General features: G+C 67.4%; 17 protein-coding genes. 1 reads left to right on the top strand and 16 read right to left on the bottom strand.

Going from position 1 to position 19,242, the window contains the following annotated elements:
- Positions 1–4: 4 nt before the first annotated feature.
- Positions 5–865 carry a polyamine aminopropyltransferase gene (gene speE, locus DFR31_RS08115; protein WP_121442080.1) on the bottom strand — a complete coding sequence of 287 codons (861 nt, stop codon included), beginning with the start codon at positions 863–865 and terminating at the stop codon, positions 5–7.
- A 98-nt stretch (positions 866–963) separates the two neighbouring features.
- On the opposite strand from speE, the gene speA reads away from it, so the two are divergent.
- A complete protein-coding gene (speA, locus tag DFR31_RS08120; RefSeq protein WP_121442081.1) occupies positions 964–2,847 on the top strand; it encodes a biosynthetic arginine decarboxylase in 1,884 nt (627 codons plus the stop codon).
- A 42-nt stretch (positions 2,848–2,889) separates the two neighbouring features.
- Here speA and ubiB read toward each other — a convergent pair whose 3' ends face one another.
- The 15 genes from ubiB to DFR31_RS08195 form a co-directional block, all read right to left on the bottom strand.
- On the bottom strand, positions 2,890–4,554 hold the full coding sequence (gene ubiB / locus DFR31_RS08125; protein WP_121442082.1) for a ubiquinone biosynthesis regulatory protein kinase UbiB: 1,665 nt from the start codon (positions 4,552–4,554) through the stop codon (positions 2,890–2,892).
- Positions 4,551–5,180, bottom strand: a complete 630-nt coding sequence (locus DFR31_RS08130) for a ubiquinone biosynthesis accessory factor UbiJ (protein WP_121442083.1) — start codon at positions 5,178–5,180, stop codon at positions 4,551–4,553. The genes ubiB and DFR31_RS08130 overlap by 4 nt, the downstream gene beginning before the upstream one ends.
- A gap of 1 nt (position 5,181) precedes the next feature.
- Positions 5,182–5,988, bottom strand: a complete 807-nt coding sequence (gene ubiE / locus DFR31_RS08135; protein WP_245971105.1) for a bifunctional demethylmenaquinone methyltransferase/2-methoxy-6-polyprenyl-1,4-benzoquinol methylase UbiE — start codon at positions 5,986–5,988, stop codon at positions 5,182–5,184.
- A gap of 3 nt (positions 5,989–5,991) precedes the next feature.
- Positions 5,992–6,363: a gamma-butyrobetaine hydroxylase family protein gene (locus tag DFR31_RS08140; protein ID WP_121442211.1), complete on the bottom strand. Its 372-nt coding sequence runs from the start codon at positions 6,361–6,363 to the stop codon at positions 5,992–5,994.
- 7 nt (positions 6,364–6,370) lie between these two features.
- On the bottom strand, positions 6,371–7,693 hold the full coding sequence (hslU, locus tag DFR31_RS08145) for an ATP-dependent protease ATPase subunit HslU (protein WP_121442084.1): 1,323 nt from the start codon (positions 7,691–7,693) through the stop codon (positions 6,371–6,373).
- Positions 7,694–7,707: 14 nt separating this feature from the next.
- Positions 7,708–8,259 carry an ATP-dependent protease subunit HslV gene (hslV, locus tag DFR31_RS08150; RefSeq protein WP_121442085.1) on the bottom strand — a complete coding sequence of 184 codons (552 nt, stop codon included), beginning with the start codon at positions 8,257–8,259 and terminating at the stop codon, positions 7,708–7,710.
- 100 nt (positions 8,260–8,359) lie between these two features.
- Positions 8,360–9,271, bottom strand: coding sequence for a tyrosine recombinase XerC (gene xerC / locus DFR31_RS08155; RefSeq protein WP_121442086.1), 912 nt, complete (start codon positions 9,269–9,271; stop codon positions 8,360–8,362).
- A 4-nt stretch (positions 9,272–9,275) separates the two neighbouring features.
- Positions 9,276–9,974 (bottom strand): DUF484 family protein, encoded by a 699-nt coding sequence (locus DFR31_RS08160; protein ID WP_121442087.1) that lies wholly within the window; start codon positions 9,972–9,974, stop codon positions 9,276–9,278.
- Positions 9,975–10,013: 39 nt separating this feature from the next.
- Positions 10,014–10,853, bottom strand: a complete 840-nt coding sequence (gene dapF / locus DFR31_RS08165) for a diaminopimelate epimerase (protein WP_121442088.1) — start codon at positions 10,851–10,853, stop codon at positions 10,014–10,016.
- 84 nt (positions 10,854–10,937) lie between these two features.
- The gene (locus tag DFR31_RS08170; protein WP_342767658.1) at positions 10,938–11,255 is read right to left on the bottom strand and encodes a PAAR domain-containing protein; all 318 of its coding nucleotides are present in this window, start codon (positions 11,253–11,255) and stop codon (positions 10,938–10,940) included.
- A 64-nt stretch (positions 11,256–11,319) separates the two neighbouring features.
- Positions 11,320–11,838, bottom strand: a complete 519-nt coding sequence (locus DFR31_RS08175; RefSeq protein WP_121442090.1) for an Hcp family type VI secretion system effector — start codon at positions 11,836–11,838, stop codon at positions 11,320–11,322.
- Between the two features lie 220 nt (positions 11,839–12,058).
- Entirely contained in the window at positions 12,059–15,643 is a 3,585-nt protein-coding gene (gene tssM / locus DFR31_RS08180) for a type VI secretion system membrane subunit TssM (protein WP_245971106.1), read from the bottom strand.
- A 104-nt stretch (positions 15,644–15,747) separates the two neighbouring features.
- Entirely contained in the window at positions 15,748–17,190 is a 1,443-nt protein-coding gene (gene tssA, locus DFR31_RS08185; RefSeq protein ID WP_121442092.1) for a type VI secretion system protein TssA, read from the bottom strand.
- The gene (gene vasI / locus DFR31_RS08190) at positions 17,178–17,816 is read right to left on the bottom strand and encodes a type VI secretion system-associated protein VasI (protein ID WP_211328246.1); all 639 of its coding nucleotides are present in this window, start codon (positions 17,814–17,816) and stop codon (positions 17,178–17,180) included. The genes tssA and vasI overlap by 13 nt, the downstream gene beginning before the upstream one ends.
- Positions 17,813–18,961 carry a sigma-54 interaction domain-containing protein gene (locus DFR31_RS08195; RefSeq protein ID WP_245971107.1) on the bottom strand — a complete coding sequence of 383 codons (1,149 nt, stop codon included), beginning with the start codon at positions 18,959–18,961 and terminating at the stop codon, positions 17,813–17,815. Before DFR31_RS08195 ends, vasI begins: the two co-directional genes overlap by 4 nt.
- Positions 18,962–19,242 lie beyond the last annotated feature (281 nt).

The raw sequence follows: 19,242 nt of genomic DNA on the forward strand, positions 1-19,242 counted from the left end.
CCCCTCACTGATCGGTGAACAACCCCTTGCAGAACTCCGGGGCCGCCAGCGCGGCGCGGTGGATGTCCGCGTTGTAGTAATGAGTGGCGAAGGGCTTGTGTCGGGCATCCTGATCGCGGAAATCCGCCGGGTGGGGGCCCTTGCTGGCCACCGTGGCGGACCACCAGCCCGAGGGGTAGCTGACCACCGGGTACTGCAGGGTGACCACCCTGGCATACCCGCTCTGGCGCATGTGGCCGTGCAGCCGGGCCAGGATGGTGTCGCGGTGCAGGATGGGCGACTCGCTCTGCTGCACCATCAGCCCCTGCTCGCCCAGCACCCGGTGCACCTGGCCCAGGAACGCCGGCCCGAACAGCCCCTCCGCCACGCCCACCGGGTCGGTGCTGTCGACAATGACCAGGTCCAGGCTGCCGGTAGGCTGGTTCTCGATCCAGGCCACGCCGTCGTCGAACAGCAGGCTGGCGCGCGGGTCGTCATTGGATTCGGTCAGCTCGGGGAAGTAACGTTCGGCGGCGCGGGTGACCCCGGCGTCGATGTCCACCTGCACCACGGACTCCACCCCCGGGTGTTTGAGCACCTCGCGCAGCATGCCGCAGTCCCCGCCGCCGATGATCGCCACCCGGCGCGGGTCCGGGTGGGTGAACAGGGCGGGGTGACTCATCATCTCGTGGTAGACGAAGTTGTCCCGGCTGGTGAGCATCACGCAGCCGTCGATGACCAGCAGCCGGCCCCAGGCCTCGGTCTCGTACACCTCGATGTGCTGAAAGGCGGTGCGCTCCTCGTGCAGTTTCTCCCGAACGCGCAGCGAGAAGGCCATGCCCTCGTCTTCCATCACCTCGGTAAACCAGTTGCCCTTGCCGATCATGCCGCTACTCCCGAAGCCTGGGGTTGGGGGCGGCAATGATACCACCGGTGATACCATGTGGCCCCTCAACGCTGGGCTGCGGCAGGGTAGGACACGGCATGAGCGACTGGAGCATCGGACTGGCCCGCCAGGTCTGGAGCGTGCAGCACTGGAGCGGGGGCTACTTCGACATCAGCAACGCCGGCCGGGTGGTGGTGCGGCCCGACCGCGACCCCGGGCGGGAGCCGCTGGACCTGGCGCGAATCGCCGACGAGGCCCGCCGCCAAGGGATTGGCCTGCCGGTGCTGGTGCGCTTTCTGGATATCCTCCATGACCGGGTGGACACGCTCTGCAGCGCCTTCCAACAGGCCATGGAGGCGGACGGCTACCGGGGCGGTTACCGCGCCGTCTACCCCATCAAGGTGAACCAGCAACGGCGCGTGGTCAGCGAGATCATCCGCCACGGCGACGGCCGCGTCGGCCTGGAGGCGGGCAGCAAGCCGGAGCTGATGGCGGTGCTGGCCCTGACCCCGCCCGGCGGCACCGTGGTCTGCAACGGCTACAAGGACCGCGAGTACGTGCGCCTGGCGCTGCGGGGACGGCAGCTGGGCCTGCAGGTGCACCTGGTGATCGAGAAGGCCTCAGAGCTGGAGCTGGTGCTGGAAGAGGCCCGGCGGATGGACGTCACCCCCAGCCTGGGCATGCGCGTGCGGCTGGCCACCATCGGTGCCGGCAAGTGGCAGAACACCGGCGGCGAGAAGTCGAAGTTCGGCCTGACCGCCGCCCAGGCGCTGGCGGTGGTGGAACAGCTCCGGGCCAACGGCTGCCTGGACTGGCTGCGGCTGCTGCACTTCCACCTGGGTTCACAGATCCCCAACATCCGCGACATCCGCAACGGCATGGGCGAGGCCGCACGCTACTACGCCGAATTGCGCGCCCTGGGCGCCCCCATCGACACCGTGGACGTGGGCGGTGGCCTGGGGGTGGACTACGAGGGCAGCCGCTCGCGCAGCTTCTGCTCCATCAACTACACCGTGGCCGAGTACGCCCACAACGTGGTGCACGCCCTCTGGCAGGTCTGCGAGGACGAGGCGCTGCCCCACCCGGACATCATCACCGAATCCGGTAGGGCCATGACCGCCCACCATGCGGTGCTGATCACCGATGTCATCGACGGGGACCGGGTGCCCGACGGGGGTGACCTGTCGCCGCCGGACGATGACGCGCCGCGGGTGCTGCACGAGCTCTGGGCCGTCTGGACCGGACTGGATCGGCGCCACCCGCTGGAGGCCTACCACGACGCCGCCCACGGGCTGTCGGAAGCACAGACCCTTTACGCCCACGGCGTACTGCGGCTGGCCGAGCGGGCCCGGGCCGAGCGGATCTGGCAGGCGGTCTGCCACGCCCTGCTCGGGCGGCTGGACCCGCGCCGCCGGCCCCACCGGGAGCTGCTGGACGAGCTCAACGAGAAGCTGGCGGACAAGCTGTTCTGCAATTTCTCGGTGTTCCAGTCCATGCCCGATGTCTGGGCCATCGACCAGATCTTCCCGGTGCTGCCATTGCAGCGGCTGGACGAGCCGCCGGCCAGCCGCGCGGTGCTGCAGGACCTGACCTGCGACTCCGATGGCTGCATCCGCGGTTACGTGGACCGGGACGGCGTGGACAGCACCCTGCCCCTGCCGCCCTGGCGCCCCGGCGAGCCCTATCTGCTGGGTATCTTCCTGGTGGGGGCCTACCAGGAGATCCTGGGCGACATGCACAACCTGTTCGGTGACACCCACTCGGTGAACGTGCGCCTGACCGACAGCGGGTACACGCTCAGCGGGGCCGCCCACGGCGACACCATCACCGACGTGCTGCGCTACGTGGACTTTGACGCCGAGATGCTGCGGCATATTTACCGCGAGCGGGTGGCCGCGGCAGGGCTCCGCGGCGAGGCCGGCCGGCAGTGCCTGGCGGACCTGGAAGGCGGGCTGCAGGGCTATACCTACCTGGGGCCCTGAGCCCGGCACGTCCCGGACCGAGGCGCAGGGGGAGCGGCCGGCTTACCGGCGCGGCCAAGCCGCCAGCAGCAGCAGGCCGCCGGCGCCACCCAGCACCCAGGTCATGAAGGGCGCATCGCCCAGCATCGCCGGGGCGTAGCCGTCCAGCCCCAGCAACAGGAAGGCGCTCACCACCAGGGCGGCGCCGGTGACGGTGGCGAAACTGCGGGCGCTGCTGTGGCGCACCTCGCGGCGCAGGCGGTGGAGTTGCTCATTCTGCACCTCCACCTGGGTGCGCAGGGCCTCCACCTCGTTGAGCGTCTTTACCACCCGCATGGGCAGCTCGGGCAGTTCCTCGCCCAGCCGCGGCAGCTGGCGGCGGAACTTGCGCAGAATCGAGCGCGGGCCCACCTGCTCGTCCATCCAGCGCTGCAGGTGGGGCTTGGCGGTCTTCCACAGGTCCAGCTCCGGGTAGAGGTCGCGGCCCAGCCCCTCGATGTTGAGCAGGGTCTTCTGCAGCAGCACCAGCTGCGGCTGCACCTCCATGTTGAAGCGCTGACCGGTCTGGAACAGGCGCAGCAGCAGGGCCCCGAAGGAGATCTCGTGCAGCGGCCGCTCGAAGATGGGCTCGCAGACCGTGCGGATGGCCGCCTCGAACTCATCCACCCGGGTCTCCGGCGGCACCCAGCCGGACTCCACGTGCAGCTCGGCCACCCGGCGGTAGTCGCGGTTGAAGAAGGCCAGGAAGTTCTCCGCCAGGTAGCGGTGGTCGGTGGGGTTCAGCGTGCCCATGATGCCGAAGTCCACCGCCAGGTAGCGGGGATCGTCCGGCCGGTCCGGGTCCACGAAGATGTTGCCCGGGTGCATGTCGGCGTGGAAGAAGCTGTCGCGGAACACCTGGGTGAAGAAGATCTCCACCCCCCGCTCGGCCAGCGCCTGCATGTCCACGCCCCTGGCGCGCAGGGTCTCCACGTCGCTGACGTGGATGCCCTGGATGCGCTCCATGACCATCACGTCGCGACGGGTCAGGGGCCAGTCCACCTCCGGCACGTAGAGCAGGCCCGAGCCCTCGAAATTGCGCCGCAGCTGGGAAGCGTTCGCCGCCTCGCGCATCAGGTCCAGCTCGTCGTAGAGGTTCTTCTCGAACTCGCGCACCACGTCCATGGGGTGCAGCCGCTTGCCCTCGGTCCAGTAGCGCTCGGCCAGCCCGGCCACGGTGTACATCAGGTCCAGGTCGCGGCGGATGACCCGGGGAATGCCCGGACGCACCACCTTCACCACCACATCACGGCCGTCGCGCAGCCGCGCCAGGTGCACCTGGGCGATGGAGGCCGAGGCCAGCGGCACCTCGTCGAAGTGCTCGAAGTACTCGTCCAGGCTGTGGCCGTAGGCGCGCTCGATGATGCGCCGGGCCTCGCTGCCGGGGAAGGGCGGCACCCGGTCCTGCAGCCGCGCCAGCTCTTCGGAGATATCCGGCGGCAGCAGGTCGCGGCGGGTGGAGAGGATCTGGCCGAACTTCACGAAGATGGGGCCCAGGTCCTCCAGCGCGCCGCGTATGCGCTGGCCGCGCGGGATATGCCGGCTACGCAACCAGCGCCAGGGCATGAACCAGCCCAGGAAGCGCAGCGGCCGGAACAGGTGGGTGGCCAGGATGACCTCGTCCAGGCCGTGGCGCAGCAGGACCCAGTTGATGTAAACGAGACGGGGCAGGCGACCGAGCCGGATCATGCGTTGCCCCCCGGACCCGGTTCAGCGCGCCGGCGCTCCAGCCGGGCGATGCGTGCCGCCAGCCGGTCGGCGTCCTGGCGCAGCACGGTCACGTCCTCGACGAAGGCGCGCACCTCGGCGCGCGGCGGCAGCAGCCGCCCCTCCTCGGTGAGGTACTCCCCCAGGTTGAGGCGCACGGACTCCAGCACCTCCCCGCCCCAGCGGCCCAGGCCGCGGGCGAACTGGCCCAGCTGGTGGGCGGGGATGTCGCCCACCACCTCCGCCAGCTGGGCCTCCCAGTCCACCTCCAGGCCGGCGAAAAAGTCGCGCACGGCCTGCACGGTGTGCACATCACCGCGGAACTCGAAGCCCTCGGTGCCCTCACCCCGTCGCCGGGCCAGGGCGAGCAGGGCGCCCGGCGTGGTCCGAATGTGGGCCTGCGCCCCGCCGTCATCCTCGCCCCGCAGCGGGGTGACGGTGACGCCGGTCTCGGTGAACCCCAGCAGCAGCCGGCCACTACCCACCAGTTCCACCGCCACCTGCTGCCCGGCCAGCGGCCGCAGGCGCAGCGGCGTGTCCGGATCGAGCGCCAGCGCCGTGTCCAAAAGCCGCTGGAGGGTGTTGCAAACGAGATCCCAGGCGCTCATGTCAGTAGCGGAAGCCCCGGTGGATGGCGACCACGCCGGCGGACAGGTTGAGGTAGTCCACGTCCTCGAAGCCGGCGGCGGTCATCATCTCGGCCAGCTGTTCCTGCGGCGGGTGCATGCGGATGGATTCGGCCAGGTAGCGGTAACTCTCCGCATCGTTGGCCACCAGCTTGCCCATCACCGGCAGCACGCGGAAGGAGTAGAGGTCATAGACCGGGCGCAGGGGCGGCAGGTAGACCCGGGAGAACTCCAGCACGGTGGCCCAGCCGCCCGGTTTCAGCACCCGGTGCATCTCGCGCAGCGCGCGGTCCTTGTCGGTGACGTTGCGCAGTCCGAAGGCGATGGTCACCCGGTCAAAGTACTGGTCGGGGAAGGGCAGCGCCTCGGCGTTGCAGAGCGCATAGCGCAGGTTGCCGACCCGGCCGGCGTCGAGCATGCGGTCGCGGCCGCGGGCGAGCATGGCCTCGTTGATGTCGGTCATGACCACCTCGCCCTCCGGGCCCACCCGCCTGGATAGCACCAGCGAGAGGTCGCCCGTGCCGGCGGCCAGGTCCAGCACCCGATGACCGCGCCGGGGCTGTACCCGGTTGATCGCCTGGTGCTTCCAGAGGCGGTGCAGGCCGGCGGACATCAGGTCGTTCATCAGGTCGTAGCGGTCGGCCACGGAGCGAAACACCTGCCGCACCCGCTGTGCCTTCTCGCCTACCGGCACCTGCTGGTAACCGAAATCGATGGTCCCTGCCCCTTCCGGCCGCTCGCCGGCAGGTGGGGATGAGCCGGGGTGGTGATCGCCGGGCCGCTCACTCATCGGCTAGTGCCTCCCGCTGTCAGTGGGCTCGCGCCGGGTATAGCCCGCCTCGGCCAGCCGGTCCAGGTAGCGCTGCCAGTACTGCTCCTGGTTCCGGCCCAGGTCGTAGAGCAACTCCCAGGTGTAGAGCCCGGTGGCGTGGCCGTCGTCGAAGCGCAGTCGCACCGCGTAGCTGCCCACCGGCTCGATCTCGCTGATGTTGACCTGCTCCTTGCCCGTCTGCAGCACCGCCTGACCGGGGCCGTGACCCTGCACCTCGGCAGAGGGGCTGTGCACCCGCAGGTACTCGCAGGGCAGGTGGAAGACCTCGTCGTCGAACTGCACCTCGAGGATGCGGGAGGCCTTGTGCAGTCGGATGTTGCTGGGCACTTTCATGGTCATCTCACAGAATATACCGGCTCAGGTCTTCGTCCTGCACCAGGCTGCCCAGGTGCTGGTCCACGTACTCGGCGTCCACCGTGATCTGCTGCCCGCCGCGGTCGGCGGCGCTGTAGGAGATCTCCTCCAGCAGCCGCTCCATGACGGTGTGCAGGCGGCGGGCGCCAATGTTCTCGGTGCGGCTGTTCACCTCCCAGGCCACCTCTGCCACGCGGCGAATGCCGTCGTCGGTGAAGGTCAGCTCACAGCCCTCGGTGGCGATCAGCGCCTGGTACTGGTGGACCAGGGAGGCGCTGGGCTCGCTCAGGATGCGCACGAAGTCGTCGGTGGTCAGCGCCTGCAGCTCCACCCGGATCGGCAGCCGCCCCTGCAGTTCGGGGATCAGGTCCGAGGGCTTGGACAGGTGGAACGCACCCGAGGCAATGAACAGGATGTGGTCGGTACGCACCATGCCGTGCTTGGTGGACACGGTGGAGCCCTCCACCAGCGGCAGCAGGTCGCGCTGCACGCCCTCGCGGGAGACATCGCCACCAGTACCCTGTTCGGCCCGCTTGCAGACCTTGTCGATCTCGTCCAGGAAGACGATGGCGTTCTGCTCCACGCGGTCCACGGCCTCGGCCTTCAGGTCCTCGTCGTTGACCAGCCGGGCGGCCTCCTCTTCCTTGAGTACCTCCAGGGCCTCCTTCACCTTCATCTTGCGGCGCTTGGTCTTGTCGCCGCCGAAGTTCTGGAACATCTGCTGGAGCTGGTTGGTCATTTCCTCCATGCCCGGCGGGGCCATGATCTCCACACCGGCGGGGTTGGCGCTGATCTCCACCTCGATCTCGCGCTCGTCCAGGTGACCCTCGCGCAGCTTCTTGCGCAGCTTCTGCCGGGTGGCCGAGCTGGGGTCCTCCTCATCGAAGCTCTGGGCCCGGGGCAGCATGATGTCCAGCACCCGGTCCTCGGCGGCGTCGGCGGCCTGGTGCTGGACCCGCTCCATGGCCTCCTCGCGCACCAGCTTGATGGCGATATCCACCAGGTCGCGGATGATGGACTCCACGTCGCGGCCGACATAGCCCACTTCGGTGAACTTGGTGGCCTCGATCTTGATGAAGGGCGCCCGCGCCAGCTTGGCCAGGCGGCGGGCAATCTCGGTCTTGCCGACACCGGTGGGCCCGATCATCAGGATGTTCTTCGGGGTGATCTCAGGCTGCAGGGCGGTGTCCACCTGCATGCGGCGCCAGCGGTTGCGCAGGGCGATGGCCACGGAGCGTTTGGCCGCATCCTGGCCGATGATGTATTTGTCCAGTTCCTGGACGATTTCGCGGGGCGTCATTTCGGACATGGGATAGCCTGCCTTCAGTCCTCGCTCTCGGGACCCAGTTCCTCGATGGTGAGGTTGCGGTTGGTGTAGATGCAGATGTCGCCGGCGATGCCCAGGGCCTGTTCCACCAGCTCGCGGGCGGACAGGTCGCTGTGGCGCATCAGGGCAGTGGCCGCGGCCTGGGCGTAGGGGCCACCGGAGCCGATGGCCACGAAGTCATCCTCGGGGTCGATCACGTCACCGTTGCCGGAGATGACCAGCATGGCCTCGTGGTCGGCGACGATCAGCAGGGCCTCCAGGCGGCGCAGCACGCGGTCCGAGCGCCAGTCCTTGGCCATCTCCACGGCGGCCCGGGTGAGGTTGCCGCGGTATTTCTCCAGCTGCCCCTCGAAGCGCTCGAACAGGGTGAACGCGTCCGCCGTGCCGCCGGCAAACCCCGCCACCACTCGGCCGTTGTGCAGCCGGCGCACCTTGCGGGCATTGCCCTTCATTACCGTGTGGCCCAGGGTGACCTGGCCATCGCCACCGACCACCACGTGGCCGTTGCGCCTTGCTGCCAGTATGGTCGTGCCTCTGAACTGTTCCACGGGGCCTCCCGGATTCGGCTATGGGGTATGGGCTCGACATTCTACATGAGCCACGCGGCGGCTGTACCTGACCGGGGGTGAGGCCGCAGGCGGGCACTGCTCAGTCGTCGTCGCGCCGCCGGCGCGCCCGCGGGTGGGCCTGGTCGTACACCTTGGCCAGGTGCTGGAAGTCCAGGTGAGTGTAGACCTGCGTGGTGGCAATGTCGGCGTGGCCCAGCAGTTCCTGCACGGCGCGCAGGTCGCCGCTGGACTCCAGCAGATGGCTGGCGAAGGAGTGGCGCAGCATGTGCGGGTGGACCGGGCGGCCGACGCCGCTCACCACGGCCAGCCGCGACAGCCGGGCCTGGACGCTGCGGGCGGACAACCGGCGGCCGCGCTGGCTGACGAACACCGCCGGCTCGTCGGCCCGCGCCAACCCGGGGCGCACCGCCAGCCAGGCGGCCAGGGCCTGGCGCGCCTTGTCGCCCACCGGCACCAGGCGGGTCTTGGCGCCCTTGCCCAGCACCTCCACCGTGCCCTCACCGAGGTCCAGCCGCCCCAGGTCCAGACCGACGGCCTCCGCCAGCCGCAGCCCGGAGGAGTAGACCAACTCGTAGAGCGCTTTGTCGCGCAGGGCCAGCGGATCGTCCTCCGGCGAGCCCTCCAGCAACCGTGCGGTCTCATCGGGGCTGAGCACCGCGGGGAGCCGGCGCTGGCGCCGGGGGGCGGGAACGCCCTCGGCCGGGTTGCCCCTGAGCTGCCCTTCCCGCACCAGGTAGCGGAACAGGCTGCGCAGGCCGGACAGCACGCGCTGCACCGACCCGGGGGAGAGGCCCTGGCGGTGCCGCGCGGCGGCGAACCGGCGGATATGGTGGGCGGTGATCGCGGCGGCATCCGTCAGCCCCGCGTCCTCGCACCATTGGAGAAAGCGCGCCAGGTCGCGCCGGTAGGCCTTCACGGTGTGGGGCGACAGCCCGCGCTCGTAGTGCAGGTGGTGGAGGAAACGCTGGATGGACAGCTCCAGCGGGGTCACGGGGTTACGCCACGGTAGTGCGGTGGGCGGCCAGGGCCTCACCCGCCAGCTGCCCGAGCTGGGTCAGGTAGACGGTGCCCTGGCCCTCGTGGAAACGATCGGCCTGGTGGCTGCCGATGCCCAGCAACCCCTGCACCCCCTGGTCGGCCACCAACGGCACGATGGCGGCGGAGTTGACCCGGGTGGCACCACTGCCGAAAAGCTGTTCCAGCTGCTCGCCGCGCATCCGGCCGCACCGGGGGCGGCGGTCCATGATGAAGTTGTTGAGGCTTGCCAGGCGGTCGTCGTCCTCCGGCAGGCAGGGCACCGGCAGACCCTCCGCCGGTTCGCTATCGCCGAACAGCAGCAGGGCAACGGCATCCGCCTGAAAGCCCTCGCGCAGGCCCGCGCGCAGCACCTCCACCACCGCAGTCAGCGAGTCGGCGCGCATCAGCTCCAGGGTGAGCTGGTGCAACCGGGTCCCGGTGCGATCGTTGTAGCGGGCCACGGCCAGCAGGCCCTCCAACTCCTCGCGCAGGGCATCGTTTTCGTGGCGGAGCAGCTGCACCTGACGCTCGATCAGGGAGACGGCGGGCGCGCAGTCGTGGCGCAGCTCCAAGTCACGCAGCACCTTCGGGTGGCGCAACAGGAAGGTCGGATCCTCGGCGAGCCACGCGGCCACGTCCTCGGCGGTGAGTTGCGCTTCAGGCTTGGTCTGTTGCATAGGTAGTGCCCCAATGCTGGCGGATGCCTTGTGCGGGCCTCAGTCCAGACGGATCTCCCCCTCGAATACCGTCTCGGCCGGGCCGGTCATCCACACGTGTTCCCCCTCTCCAGGCCAGTGTATCACGAGGCGTCCGCCCGGCAGGTCGACGTCCACGGCGTCATCCAGCCACCCCCGCAGGCGCCCGGAGACCACCGCCGCGCACGCCCCGGTGCCGCAGGCCAGGGTCTCGCCGGCCGCCCGCTCGTACACCCGCAACCGGACATGCCCGGGGGTGATGACCTGAAGGAAACCCACGTTTACCCGGCGCGGGAAGCGGTGATGCGCCTCGATGGCCGGCCCCAGGGTCTCCACCGGGGCGCTGTCCACGTCGTCCACCCGCAGCACCGCGTGCGGATTACCCATGGAGACCGCCCCCAGGCGCACCACCTGGCCAGCCACCTCCAGCTCGTACTCCCGCGCCCGGGCCGGCGCGCGAAAGGGGATCTGCGGTGGCTCCAGCACCGGTGCCCCCATGTCCACGGTGACCGGCCCGTCGTCACACAGGCGCACCCGCGACAGGCCGTTGACCGTCTCGATGACCAGTTCGTGGCGCCCGGCGGACACCAGACCGTGATCGTCGAGGAACCGGGCCAGGCAGCGCACGCCGTTGCCGCAATGTTCGGCCTGGCTGCCGTCGGGGTTGAAGATCAGATAGCGGAAGTCGGCCTGGCTGCGCCGGGCCGGGGTGGCCAGCAGCACCTGGTCGCAGCCCACCCCGTACCGGCGGTCGGCGATGCGGCGGATCTGCTCCGGGCTCAAATCGACGGGCTGGCGCACGGCATCGATGACCACGAAGTCGTTGCCCAGCCCCTGCATCTTGGTGAAATGAATTTTCATGCCCCCATTAAAGCGCAGAGCGGGGGTATCGGGAAGCCCTGCGGGCGAAGCAAGGCGGAGCAAAACTAAATAGCAGTCGACTGATCAGCCAACGGTTACACCAGACCCTGCACCTGGCACCAAGTGCCCCCCACAATCCACCGGGTGCCCGCTCAGAGCAATCGGCTTGCCGTCCACCAGGCACGTGGCCTTGCCCTTTGCAATACGCCGGCCATGGCTGGAGCCCCCGGGTTTGCGATGGGGTGCCAGCGGGTCACCCTGTCGGGCCACCGGACGGCCATTGATCTGTACGGTGGGGCTACCTGAGGTTACCGCGGTCGGCGGGTGACTACCGTGGCCGGTGTCCTTGTCACCCAGCAGTATGACTTGTCGCGACATGTTGTTCGCTCTCCATGCGATCATCTTCAGTCATCGGGTCAGCTCTGACGCTCGGGATGGGGCGCCCTGGAAGGCGCCCCGAATAGACTCAGGATTCAACGGGCGAGCGCCAGTCATCGGCCCCGGAGGTACCGGCAACGGTATGCTCCCAGTCGATCTTGCGGTACGCCAGACTGACCTCCATGAGCTGGGTGAATTCAGCCTTGGTGGCATCCTGGGCGTGAGGCATGCTGAGATCGATGTTCACGACAGTAGCGTCTGTGAGCGTCGTCGTGAAGAAATGCTCCTGCTTGCCGTCGGTGGAGGTGCGGTACCACCGCAGGGTCACCTCGGGCAACATCTCGCCGGCAGCCAGGGCGTTGTAAAGCAAAGGCACCGCCTTGTTGAGTGCAACGGTAAGAATCAGCGGCTTGTGCGCTCGCTGACCCGAGGGTTGGCCCGATTGGGGGTCGGTGGGCACGGTGACCACGTGCTTGACCTCCTGGACAAGCATTTCGTCTTCGTGACCTTCGACATAGATGTTGCCGACGGAGTCGGGGGTAAAGGCGCCCGCAGTGATGTTGCCCTGCGTCTGACCCTGAATGCTCACGTAGCATGGTGTTGGCATGGATTCCGTTCCTCTACAGATCAAGTGATTTAACATCTGCCCCAACGGGACGATGAGTGCTAGGCAGGGACTGTGCCAGCTGGCCTCGCGCAGGTCAGCCCTGGAAAATCAGCTACTTACATGCCTGTTTTTGCAATTCCGGCCGAAGCCGGGCCACACATTGCCCGAACTGCGAGCAAAACATTGCCCGGACGCAAAATCTCGCCTTCCCCGCACCCTCTCACTTTGCCTCCGCAATACCCGGATCACCATTGCGGTAGAGCGTCGTGGGCACCCGATAGCCTCTGGCCAATGGCCGCGTGAACGGGTTGTGGACCCGGTCGGCAGTCAGCCGGTAGCGCATATGGCCCCCGTCCACCTGGAAGGTGAGCTCGATCACCCGTTCGCTGACCGAGACCACCTCGGCCTGGTCAAGCAGCCGGAACCAGGCCCAAGCTCCTTGGTGACCCTCACTCCGCGGGGAACGATTGACCTGATCGGGAACAAGCGTGATCCGGCTTTCGTTGCCCTCGCGCAGGGTGTTGGGCCACAGCATGGCCACCCGCTGCGGGGCGCCGTGATGGTAAGAGAGCAGTTGCCCGTCCACGTTGAGCACGCTGCGCCGCTTATCACCGCTTAAGCTTACCGGCATCAGAGTGAACCCGATGTCCAGTAGGCCATCCCGCCCGAAGTACGCCTCCCGGATGCGCTCCCCCCGCTCCATGGCGGTCAGCAGAGCGGGGTTAAGCAGAGGTGCGCCATCCGGATCCTTCAGTAGCTCCGGCGCCTCGTCCATGAAGGGCTGGAGCTTGTCCATGTAAAATGTGTCAATAATGCCGCCCTCGGCAAAAAACCCCTCAAAGTCGTCCAGAGCTACCTCCCGGCTGGCCGTTGGGTCCAAGGGATAACGGCCAGCCAGATCGCCCTCGAAGGGCGCCACTACCTGATCCAGCCATTGCCGCTCCAGGTAGCGGACTGCCTGCTCCGAAATCAACTGCCAACTCTGTGCTGCCACCTCCTGCATGAAGCGGTCCAGCGGTGCCGGCAGCCCGTCAGCCAAACGCTCCACCTGCGCCACCGGATCATCGCTGGAGTGCAACAGTCGTTCACGTGCATGGCGGAACGCTCGTCGCCCCGGGTCCGAGGACTGTTCAATCTCCCGCAGGTGGTCACGGAGTTCAGCGAGCGACGACCTGATAAGCGACAGATCGCTCGTTCCGTTATCATCAGCCCGGGTCACCTCATGAAGCGTTTCAAAGGGGCGAGCCAGCTCGGTCGCAAAAGTACTTCTAGCGGCATCGCGCAACCCTTCTGGAGCTTCTTCATCGTCCACGGGCAATTCCGGGGAGAGCTGCGTGTGACGAGTCACCTCGGCAATCAGCCGATCCAGCGGGCGAGCCTCCCCCAACAGCGCTTCGAGCACCACCACGGCGTGTGGAATGCTCTGCATATCAGTGATGTGAATATCCTCGAGAGCCCTTTGCCAGGCGAGATGGAAATCAGCCACAAACCGCTTATGGAGGTCCTCCCGCAGGCGCTGTTCATCCCGGTCACTGAAATGAACGTCATCTCGCTCTCCCAGTACCCACAAGTCCTGCAGGGCAAGTTCGGTGGCCGAATCCAGCTCCGTCAGAAAGACGGTCTCAAAGCCGGTCCTTGTCAGGAGCGGCCGCACCTCCACGTTGGTGGGGTCGCCGCCCCTGGGGCTGAAGACGGTATTCCAGCCGGCTCCTACGCGGCGATCAAGGCGCACCCCGGGCCCAACGCGCTCCGCCCCGCGGCGCTCCAGTTGGCTGTAAACCCGCTCGGCCACGGTTTTCTGGGAGAACGCTGCCTGGGCATGCCGGATACTGCCGGCCACGGGCGCGAGGGCGGCGGCAGCGCTGAGATCTCTGGCCTGACGCCCGACCAGGTCGGTGCGGATAAGGGCTTGCTCAAGATGAGTCACCAGCCGGCCCTGAAGCCGCCCGCGGTTGGGGTATTGCGCCTGCCAGTGATCAGCCATATAGGCAAGAACCTGCGCTGGATCCCGGCCGCTGGCATCCGAGAGCATCCGCAGGATGCGTAGTCGCTCAAATTGCGCCTCACTACCGGGGGCGGCCTGGTTCATTTCATGAGCAAGCTCTCCCATCACCATGGGCAGGAAGTAAGTGCGCAGGGCATCCATGTAAGCCTGGTCGGCAACCGGCCCCACATCATTGCCCTTATACAGGCCCAGGTGGGAGAGTCCGGCCCAACGCCCACGGTGGCCGGCGAAGACAGTGGTGGCTTCACGCAGGGGGTCCAGCCACTCGAGAAGGGCCTCGCTTGCGCTACCATCCCGACCGGCAGCAGGTGGAGGCGTTTCGGTGAGCGCTTGTACCTTTGCCTCCACAGCTTGCAGGGCAATCAAGTTATTCTGGTAATAGTGCCCCCAGCCGATCACCAGCGCGGCGAGCCCTGCCAGGCAGAGAGCGATACTGGCACGACGCAGTCGCAGACGCCGGCTGATGAAGCGCTGATTATCGCCGGCCAACCCCGCCTCAGGGAACACGACCCGCTGGAGCAATTGCTCGGAGAACCAGGCCATTGAGCTCGCCGCACGGCGGGCACCGTAAACGGCACCGGGCAACTGGTAACGGGCCGTGGCGGCGTCGCTGAAGGGGTCGATGGGGACCCCCTGCTGCTGAACCGACGTAAAATAAACCCCGCGCATCAGGGGCCTGGCGGCATGGGAGCGTACGCTGACAACGGTCTGGAGCGTCTCGGCAAGGACCGATTGCAGGCCCGCGAGTTGGCGCGACATGCGGAATACGGCCTCGCGCTCTTCCCCGTCCCGGCACGCTGCCAGCCAGCTTATGAGTCGCCGTTCAATCCGCCCGAGCATACGTTCATAGGCTCGGTTGAACTCGCCTTCCCAGGCATCCGGCTCCGACTGGCTTTTCGCACTGAAGGAGAAGCCCAGGGGCTGATCCTGAGCCGCATCCCCACAGCGACGGAGAAAGGTCTCGAAACCGTACAGCCGATCGATCTGAGTCAGTACAACGTAAACCGGCAACCGGCTGCGGTAATGTCGGCTCAAATCCTGCAACCGGTGTCGCAGAACGCCGCTCCACGACTGGCGCTCGGCAGCGTCTGCACTGGCCAGCCAGGATAGGTCCAGGACCAGGAGCACACCGTCCAGGGGGCGGTGGGGACGACACTGCTGAACCCAATCGGTCAACTGGCTCCAGAGCGCCTGCCCCAGGCGGCCCTCGGCATCGGAAGAGACCGCTTCCGATTCACTGGTATCGTGCCGGAGCAGACCTCCTCCGGGCTCCAGCATCACCGCCTGATCGCTGACCCACCAGTGGTGTGTCACTTCCGGGACCTCTTCGCCCAGCGGCCGGACCGCTCGGGTCAGGGCGAACCGTTGACCGGAACGCTGAATGAGACTGGTTTTGCCGCTGCCACCTGGCCCGAGCACCAGGTACCAGGGCAGGGCGTAACACGCCTGGCGACCTCGGCCCAGGTGCGCTTGCAGTTGCTCCAGGAAGCCACGCAAACCGCGAGCCTGCTGTTCGGTTGCCAGATCCACCGCGTCGGGGGCGGCGCTCTCGTCTGCAACGGATTCGGCAGCGCGCAAGCGAGCCACCAGCTTCAGGCCGACGATCACAGCAACGGTTAACACGACGCCCAGTAGAACCAGCAGGCGGTTCGGCCAAGGTGCCAGGGGTCGCACACCGCCGATCTGCCATAGAGGCCCCCAGATCCATATCACCGCCAGCACCCCGACCAGCAATGCCGCCAGCAGCCAGGGCCGCCACCGCCCGGCGCGCAGCATGCGGGGCAGTTTCCGGCTTGCCATACCAGGGGCCGATCCACCGACCGCACCGCCGACGGGACGCGCCCCAAGATTCCTTTCCTTATCCCACATGGTTCTGCTTCCTGCGTTGATGAGGGTCGGGGTAGTTACTGGCGGCACAGAGCGTCAAGGCGCTCTACCAACCGAGGCTCCCATTGCGCCAGGCCCAGGCCCTCGATAGCACTGCGGAGGGCCCGATACTGTTGCCGGGCCATCGCCTCCAGGCCTGCGCTGTGCAGCAGATCGGCACTGGCCAGGCGCCAGTAGGCCGCTTCCCGAGGGGAATCGGCGTCAGCCAGACCGCTGTCGAGGATTTCGAGTGCGACACCCAGTCCGTCCTGGGCGAGATGCTCCCGGGCCTTAACCAAAGCTCGCGACCAGGCGTCTGCGTTGCCGCCGGAGGCGTTCCCGGGCAACGCGGGCCCAACCAACCAGGCGCGGGTCGTTTCATCGACGAAGGGGGTGCCATCGCTGAACCGACAATCCGCGAGACCGGGGAGCCGCTCCAGGAATCGCGCGGCCTCCTCCCGGATGGCGTTGGCGCAAGGTTCACGGCCCAGTTGGCATGCCAGATCTGCGCTCAGGCGGTGGCCCTCCAGCCAGAAAGGACTGACCTCCAGGCTGTGCTCCAGCCGACTCCAAAGCGTGCCGTCACCACACTGGGCTGCTTCACGGTAAAGGGCGGCACGATCGGCAGCCACCGGCGCCAGCTCGGTACGCCCGTCATTCCGCGCCGGGGGTGGGTTATCGATGGCTTGCCAGACGGCGAAACGGCGTAACCGATACCCCAAAGGGTTATCGGGGGCCTGGTCAGTCAGGTCACTGGCCACCCTCAGCAGCACGTCACGGTTGCCACGCACGTCTCCCGGAAGCAGCTCCGACTGAACCCTTGCCTCAGTAGAGGCCTCCTCCGGCTCGGGCGAGTGATCCTGACCGTTGGCCGGCGGTGACGAGCCCCGCACGGCCAGTGGCCCACCGTGCGCGACCGGGACCAAACGGTCCAGGGCCTGCTCAAGATCCACCAGCGGTTCTTTTGGAAGCCCCTTCTCGGACGCTGGCGAGCGAAGGCCGGTCACGGCGTCGAGGCAATGGCGCAGGGCCGCTTCCTTGGCACCCTGCAGTTGGGCAGCCAGAGAGGTGGCCCGCCGGATCATGGTAGTGAACAGCCGAGACCGCCACGCTGACCCCTGACGCGCCGGCCTGGGGTAGGCCTCCTCCCACCAGTGGCTCAGGGCGTGCTGCAGTAAATTGAGGGACAAAGCAAAGCGGACGGCGTCGCGGTCTCTCTGCAGACAGTGCAGCAGGTGCGCGAGGACACGAAGGTCTCTGCCCCTATCAGCCAACAGGCAAATCGCTTGCTGCTCCGCACCGGCCCAGTCGATCTCGCCATGTTGCAGAGAGCCCGCCTTCATGAGCTCTTCATCCAGCCAGACGTAGGCGGCCTCGTCGGTCACCGGCTGACCGATCCCCTCACCCTCCGCCAGTGGGTCCAGCAGGGGGGTGAGATCCGCCTCCCGGCCTATGCGCCGGGGTAGCTCTACCATCGGCATTGCGCCCTCAGGGGTTGCAAGGCCTCGCCAAGCCCATTGAGGTCGAAACGCAAGCCGTCCAGGTCGTGGCTCTCGTTACTCTGCAAACTCAAGGTGCCTCCGGCCAGAAGCTCGCGCAGAGTCTCGATCGCCGGCAGGCCGCGCCCTCCGCTGAGCACCCGGCCGCCATCACGCAGCCGCCAGGTCTGCCTCAGGCGGGCCTCTCCCAGGCGCAGGGTCAAATCGACGCGCCCGACTCCGGCAGGCTCCGGCAGGTGGATCTCAAAATGCGTGATCTCGTTGTGACAAGCGAGGACGAGGGTGGGTCGGGGCGGAGGTGTACCGAGAGCCGGCGCAGTAAGCAGCACCCGGTCCGCATCCTCCACCACCCTAAGCCCGGCATCCGCCTGCTCGCGGCCCCGCTCCTGGCGCGCTGCGAGCTGCCACAGGGGCGATTCGAGCGATGTCGGCTCAGCAGCATCCGAATTGGGTGGGAAAAGAGCATCGTAACAGGCAAGTCGCTCGGCGCGGCTGGCCACTCCCGCACACGCCGCGGCGCTCGGGCCATCGGCGCCAAGGAGGGCCGTCACCGGTAGCAGCGACAGACCGATCAGCAGCGATGGCAACATCCAGGGCCGATGGCTCATGGCAGGTCCCCGTCCAATTGCAGTTGCCGGCACTTGTGAGCCAGTGTCCGCTTCGGCAGACCCAGGCTAAGCGCCGCCTTGGCACGATTGCCGTTGAACTGGCGCAGCTTTTCGCGGATCAACCGGGCTTCGTAGGCGCGCACCACCTCGCGCAGGTTGAAGGCCGCCCCCCAGGATTCAATCCCGGAGGGGGATTCTGGCGGAGCAGTCTGGGGCAGCAACTCGGGGCCGATCGGCTGACCAACCGGCGCCATGGCACAGGCGTACTCCACCTGGTTCCGCAGTTCACGCACATTGCCTGGGAAGTCGCCAGAGGCGAGGTGGGCCAACGCCGAAGGGCTCAGGCTCGTGGTTGGTCGACCCTCCCGGGCGGCATAAGAAACCGCAAAGTGCTCGGCAAGCTCCGGGATGTCCTCCCGGCGATCCCGCAGAGGCGGCACGCTGAGCGGGAACTGGTTCAGCCGATAGTAGAGATCAGCCCGGAACTGCCGTTCGCGGATCAGCTTCACCAGTGGCTGATGGCTCGCGGAGACCAACCGAATGTCTGCATGCCTTTCTCGACCCCCACCCAGCGGCCGGTACCGGCCACTCTCAAGCACCCGCAACAGCTTGGCCTGCAATGCGGGCGGCATGTCGCCGATCTCGTCCAGGAAAAGCGTGCCACCGTCAGCAGCCGACAGCAGCCCTGCGCGATCGCGGGTGGCTGCGGAGTGCGCCCCGCGCACGTGACCGAAAAGCTCGGACTCCAGCAGGGTCTCGGGGATGGCTGCGCAATTGATCGCCACGAATGGGCCATCGCGCCGTGCCGAACAACGATGCAGGGCACGCGCCACGCATTCCTTGCCGGTGCCCGTCTCACCTTGCAACAGCACCGCCAGGCCGGTGTCCGCGGCACGCACCAGCCGCTCCCGCAGGCGCACCATTGCCGGCGAGTGGCCAATCAGCTCCCGAGCCAGTGAGTCAGCCAGCGCGTGGGAGCGCTGATCCTCACGCAGTCGGCGCAGGGAGTCACGAAGATTCTGATCCTGCCGGTGTGATCGATCCTGTGCCAACAGCCGGTACCAGAGATGGCAGAGCAGACGCTCCAGTGCGGCAAAATCGGCACTGCCCTGCAGCGCGGCCAACGTGGCCCGGGAACCCGCCATTCCCCAAACTCCCAGCCAGTCGTACGGTGCACCGGGTGCCCGCAGCGGGCGACAGTGCAGATCCCAATCCCCTCGCAGATTGGCGGCCTCAGCCAGAAAATCCGGGTGGTTCATGCGACCGCGCAGGGCATTGACCCGACCAAGCAGCGGCGTACCACTGCGAATCACGTGGGCGAAAGGGTGACGAAAATCGTCGCAACGGTAGACTGTATCCGAACCATCTGCGCAGAGCCTTCGACCGTCGGAGTCCAGCGCCAGACAGCGGACCCAAGGCAAACCGG

This window comes from Alkalispirillum mobile, from assembly GCF_003664325.1.
Taxonomy (GTDB): Bacteria; Pseudomonadota; Gammaproteobacteria; order Nitrococcales; family Halorhodospiraceae; genus Alkalilimnicola; species Alkalilimnicola mobilis.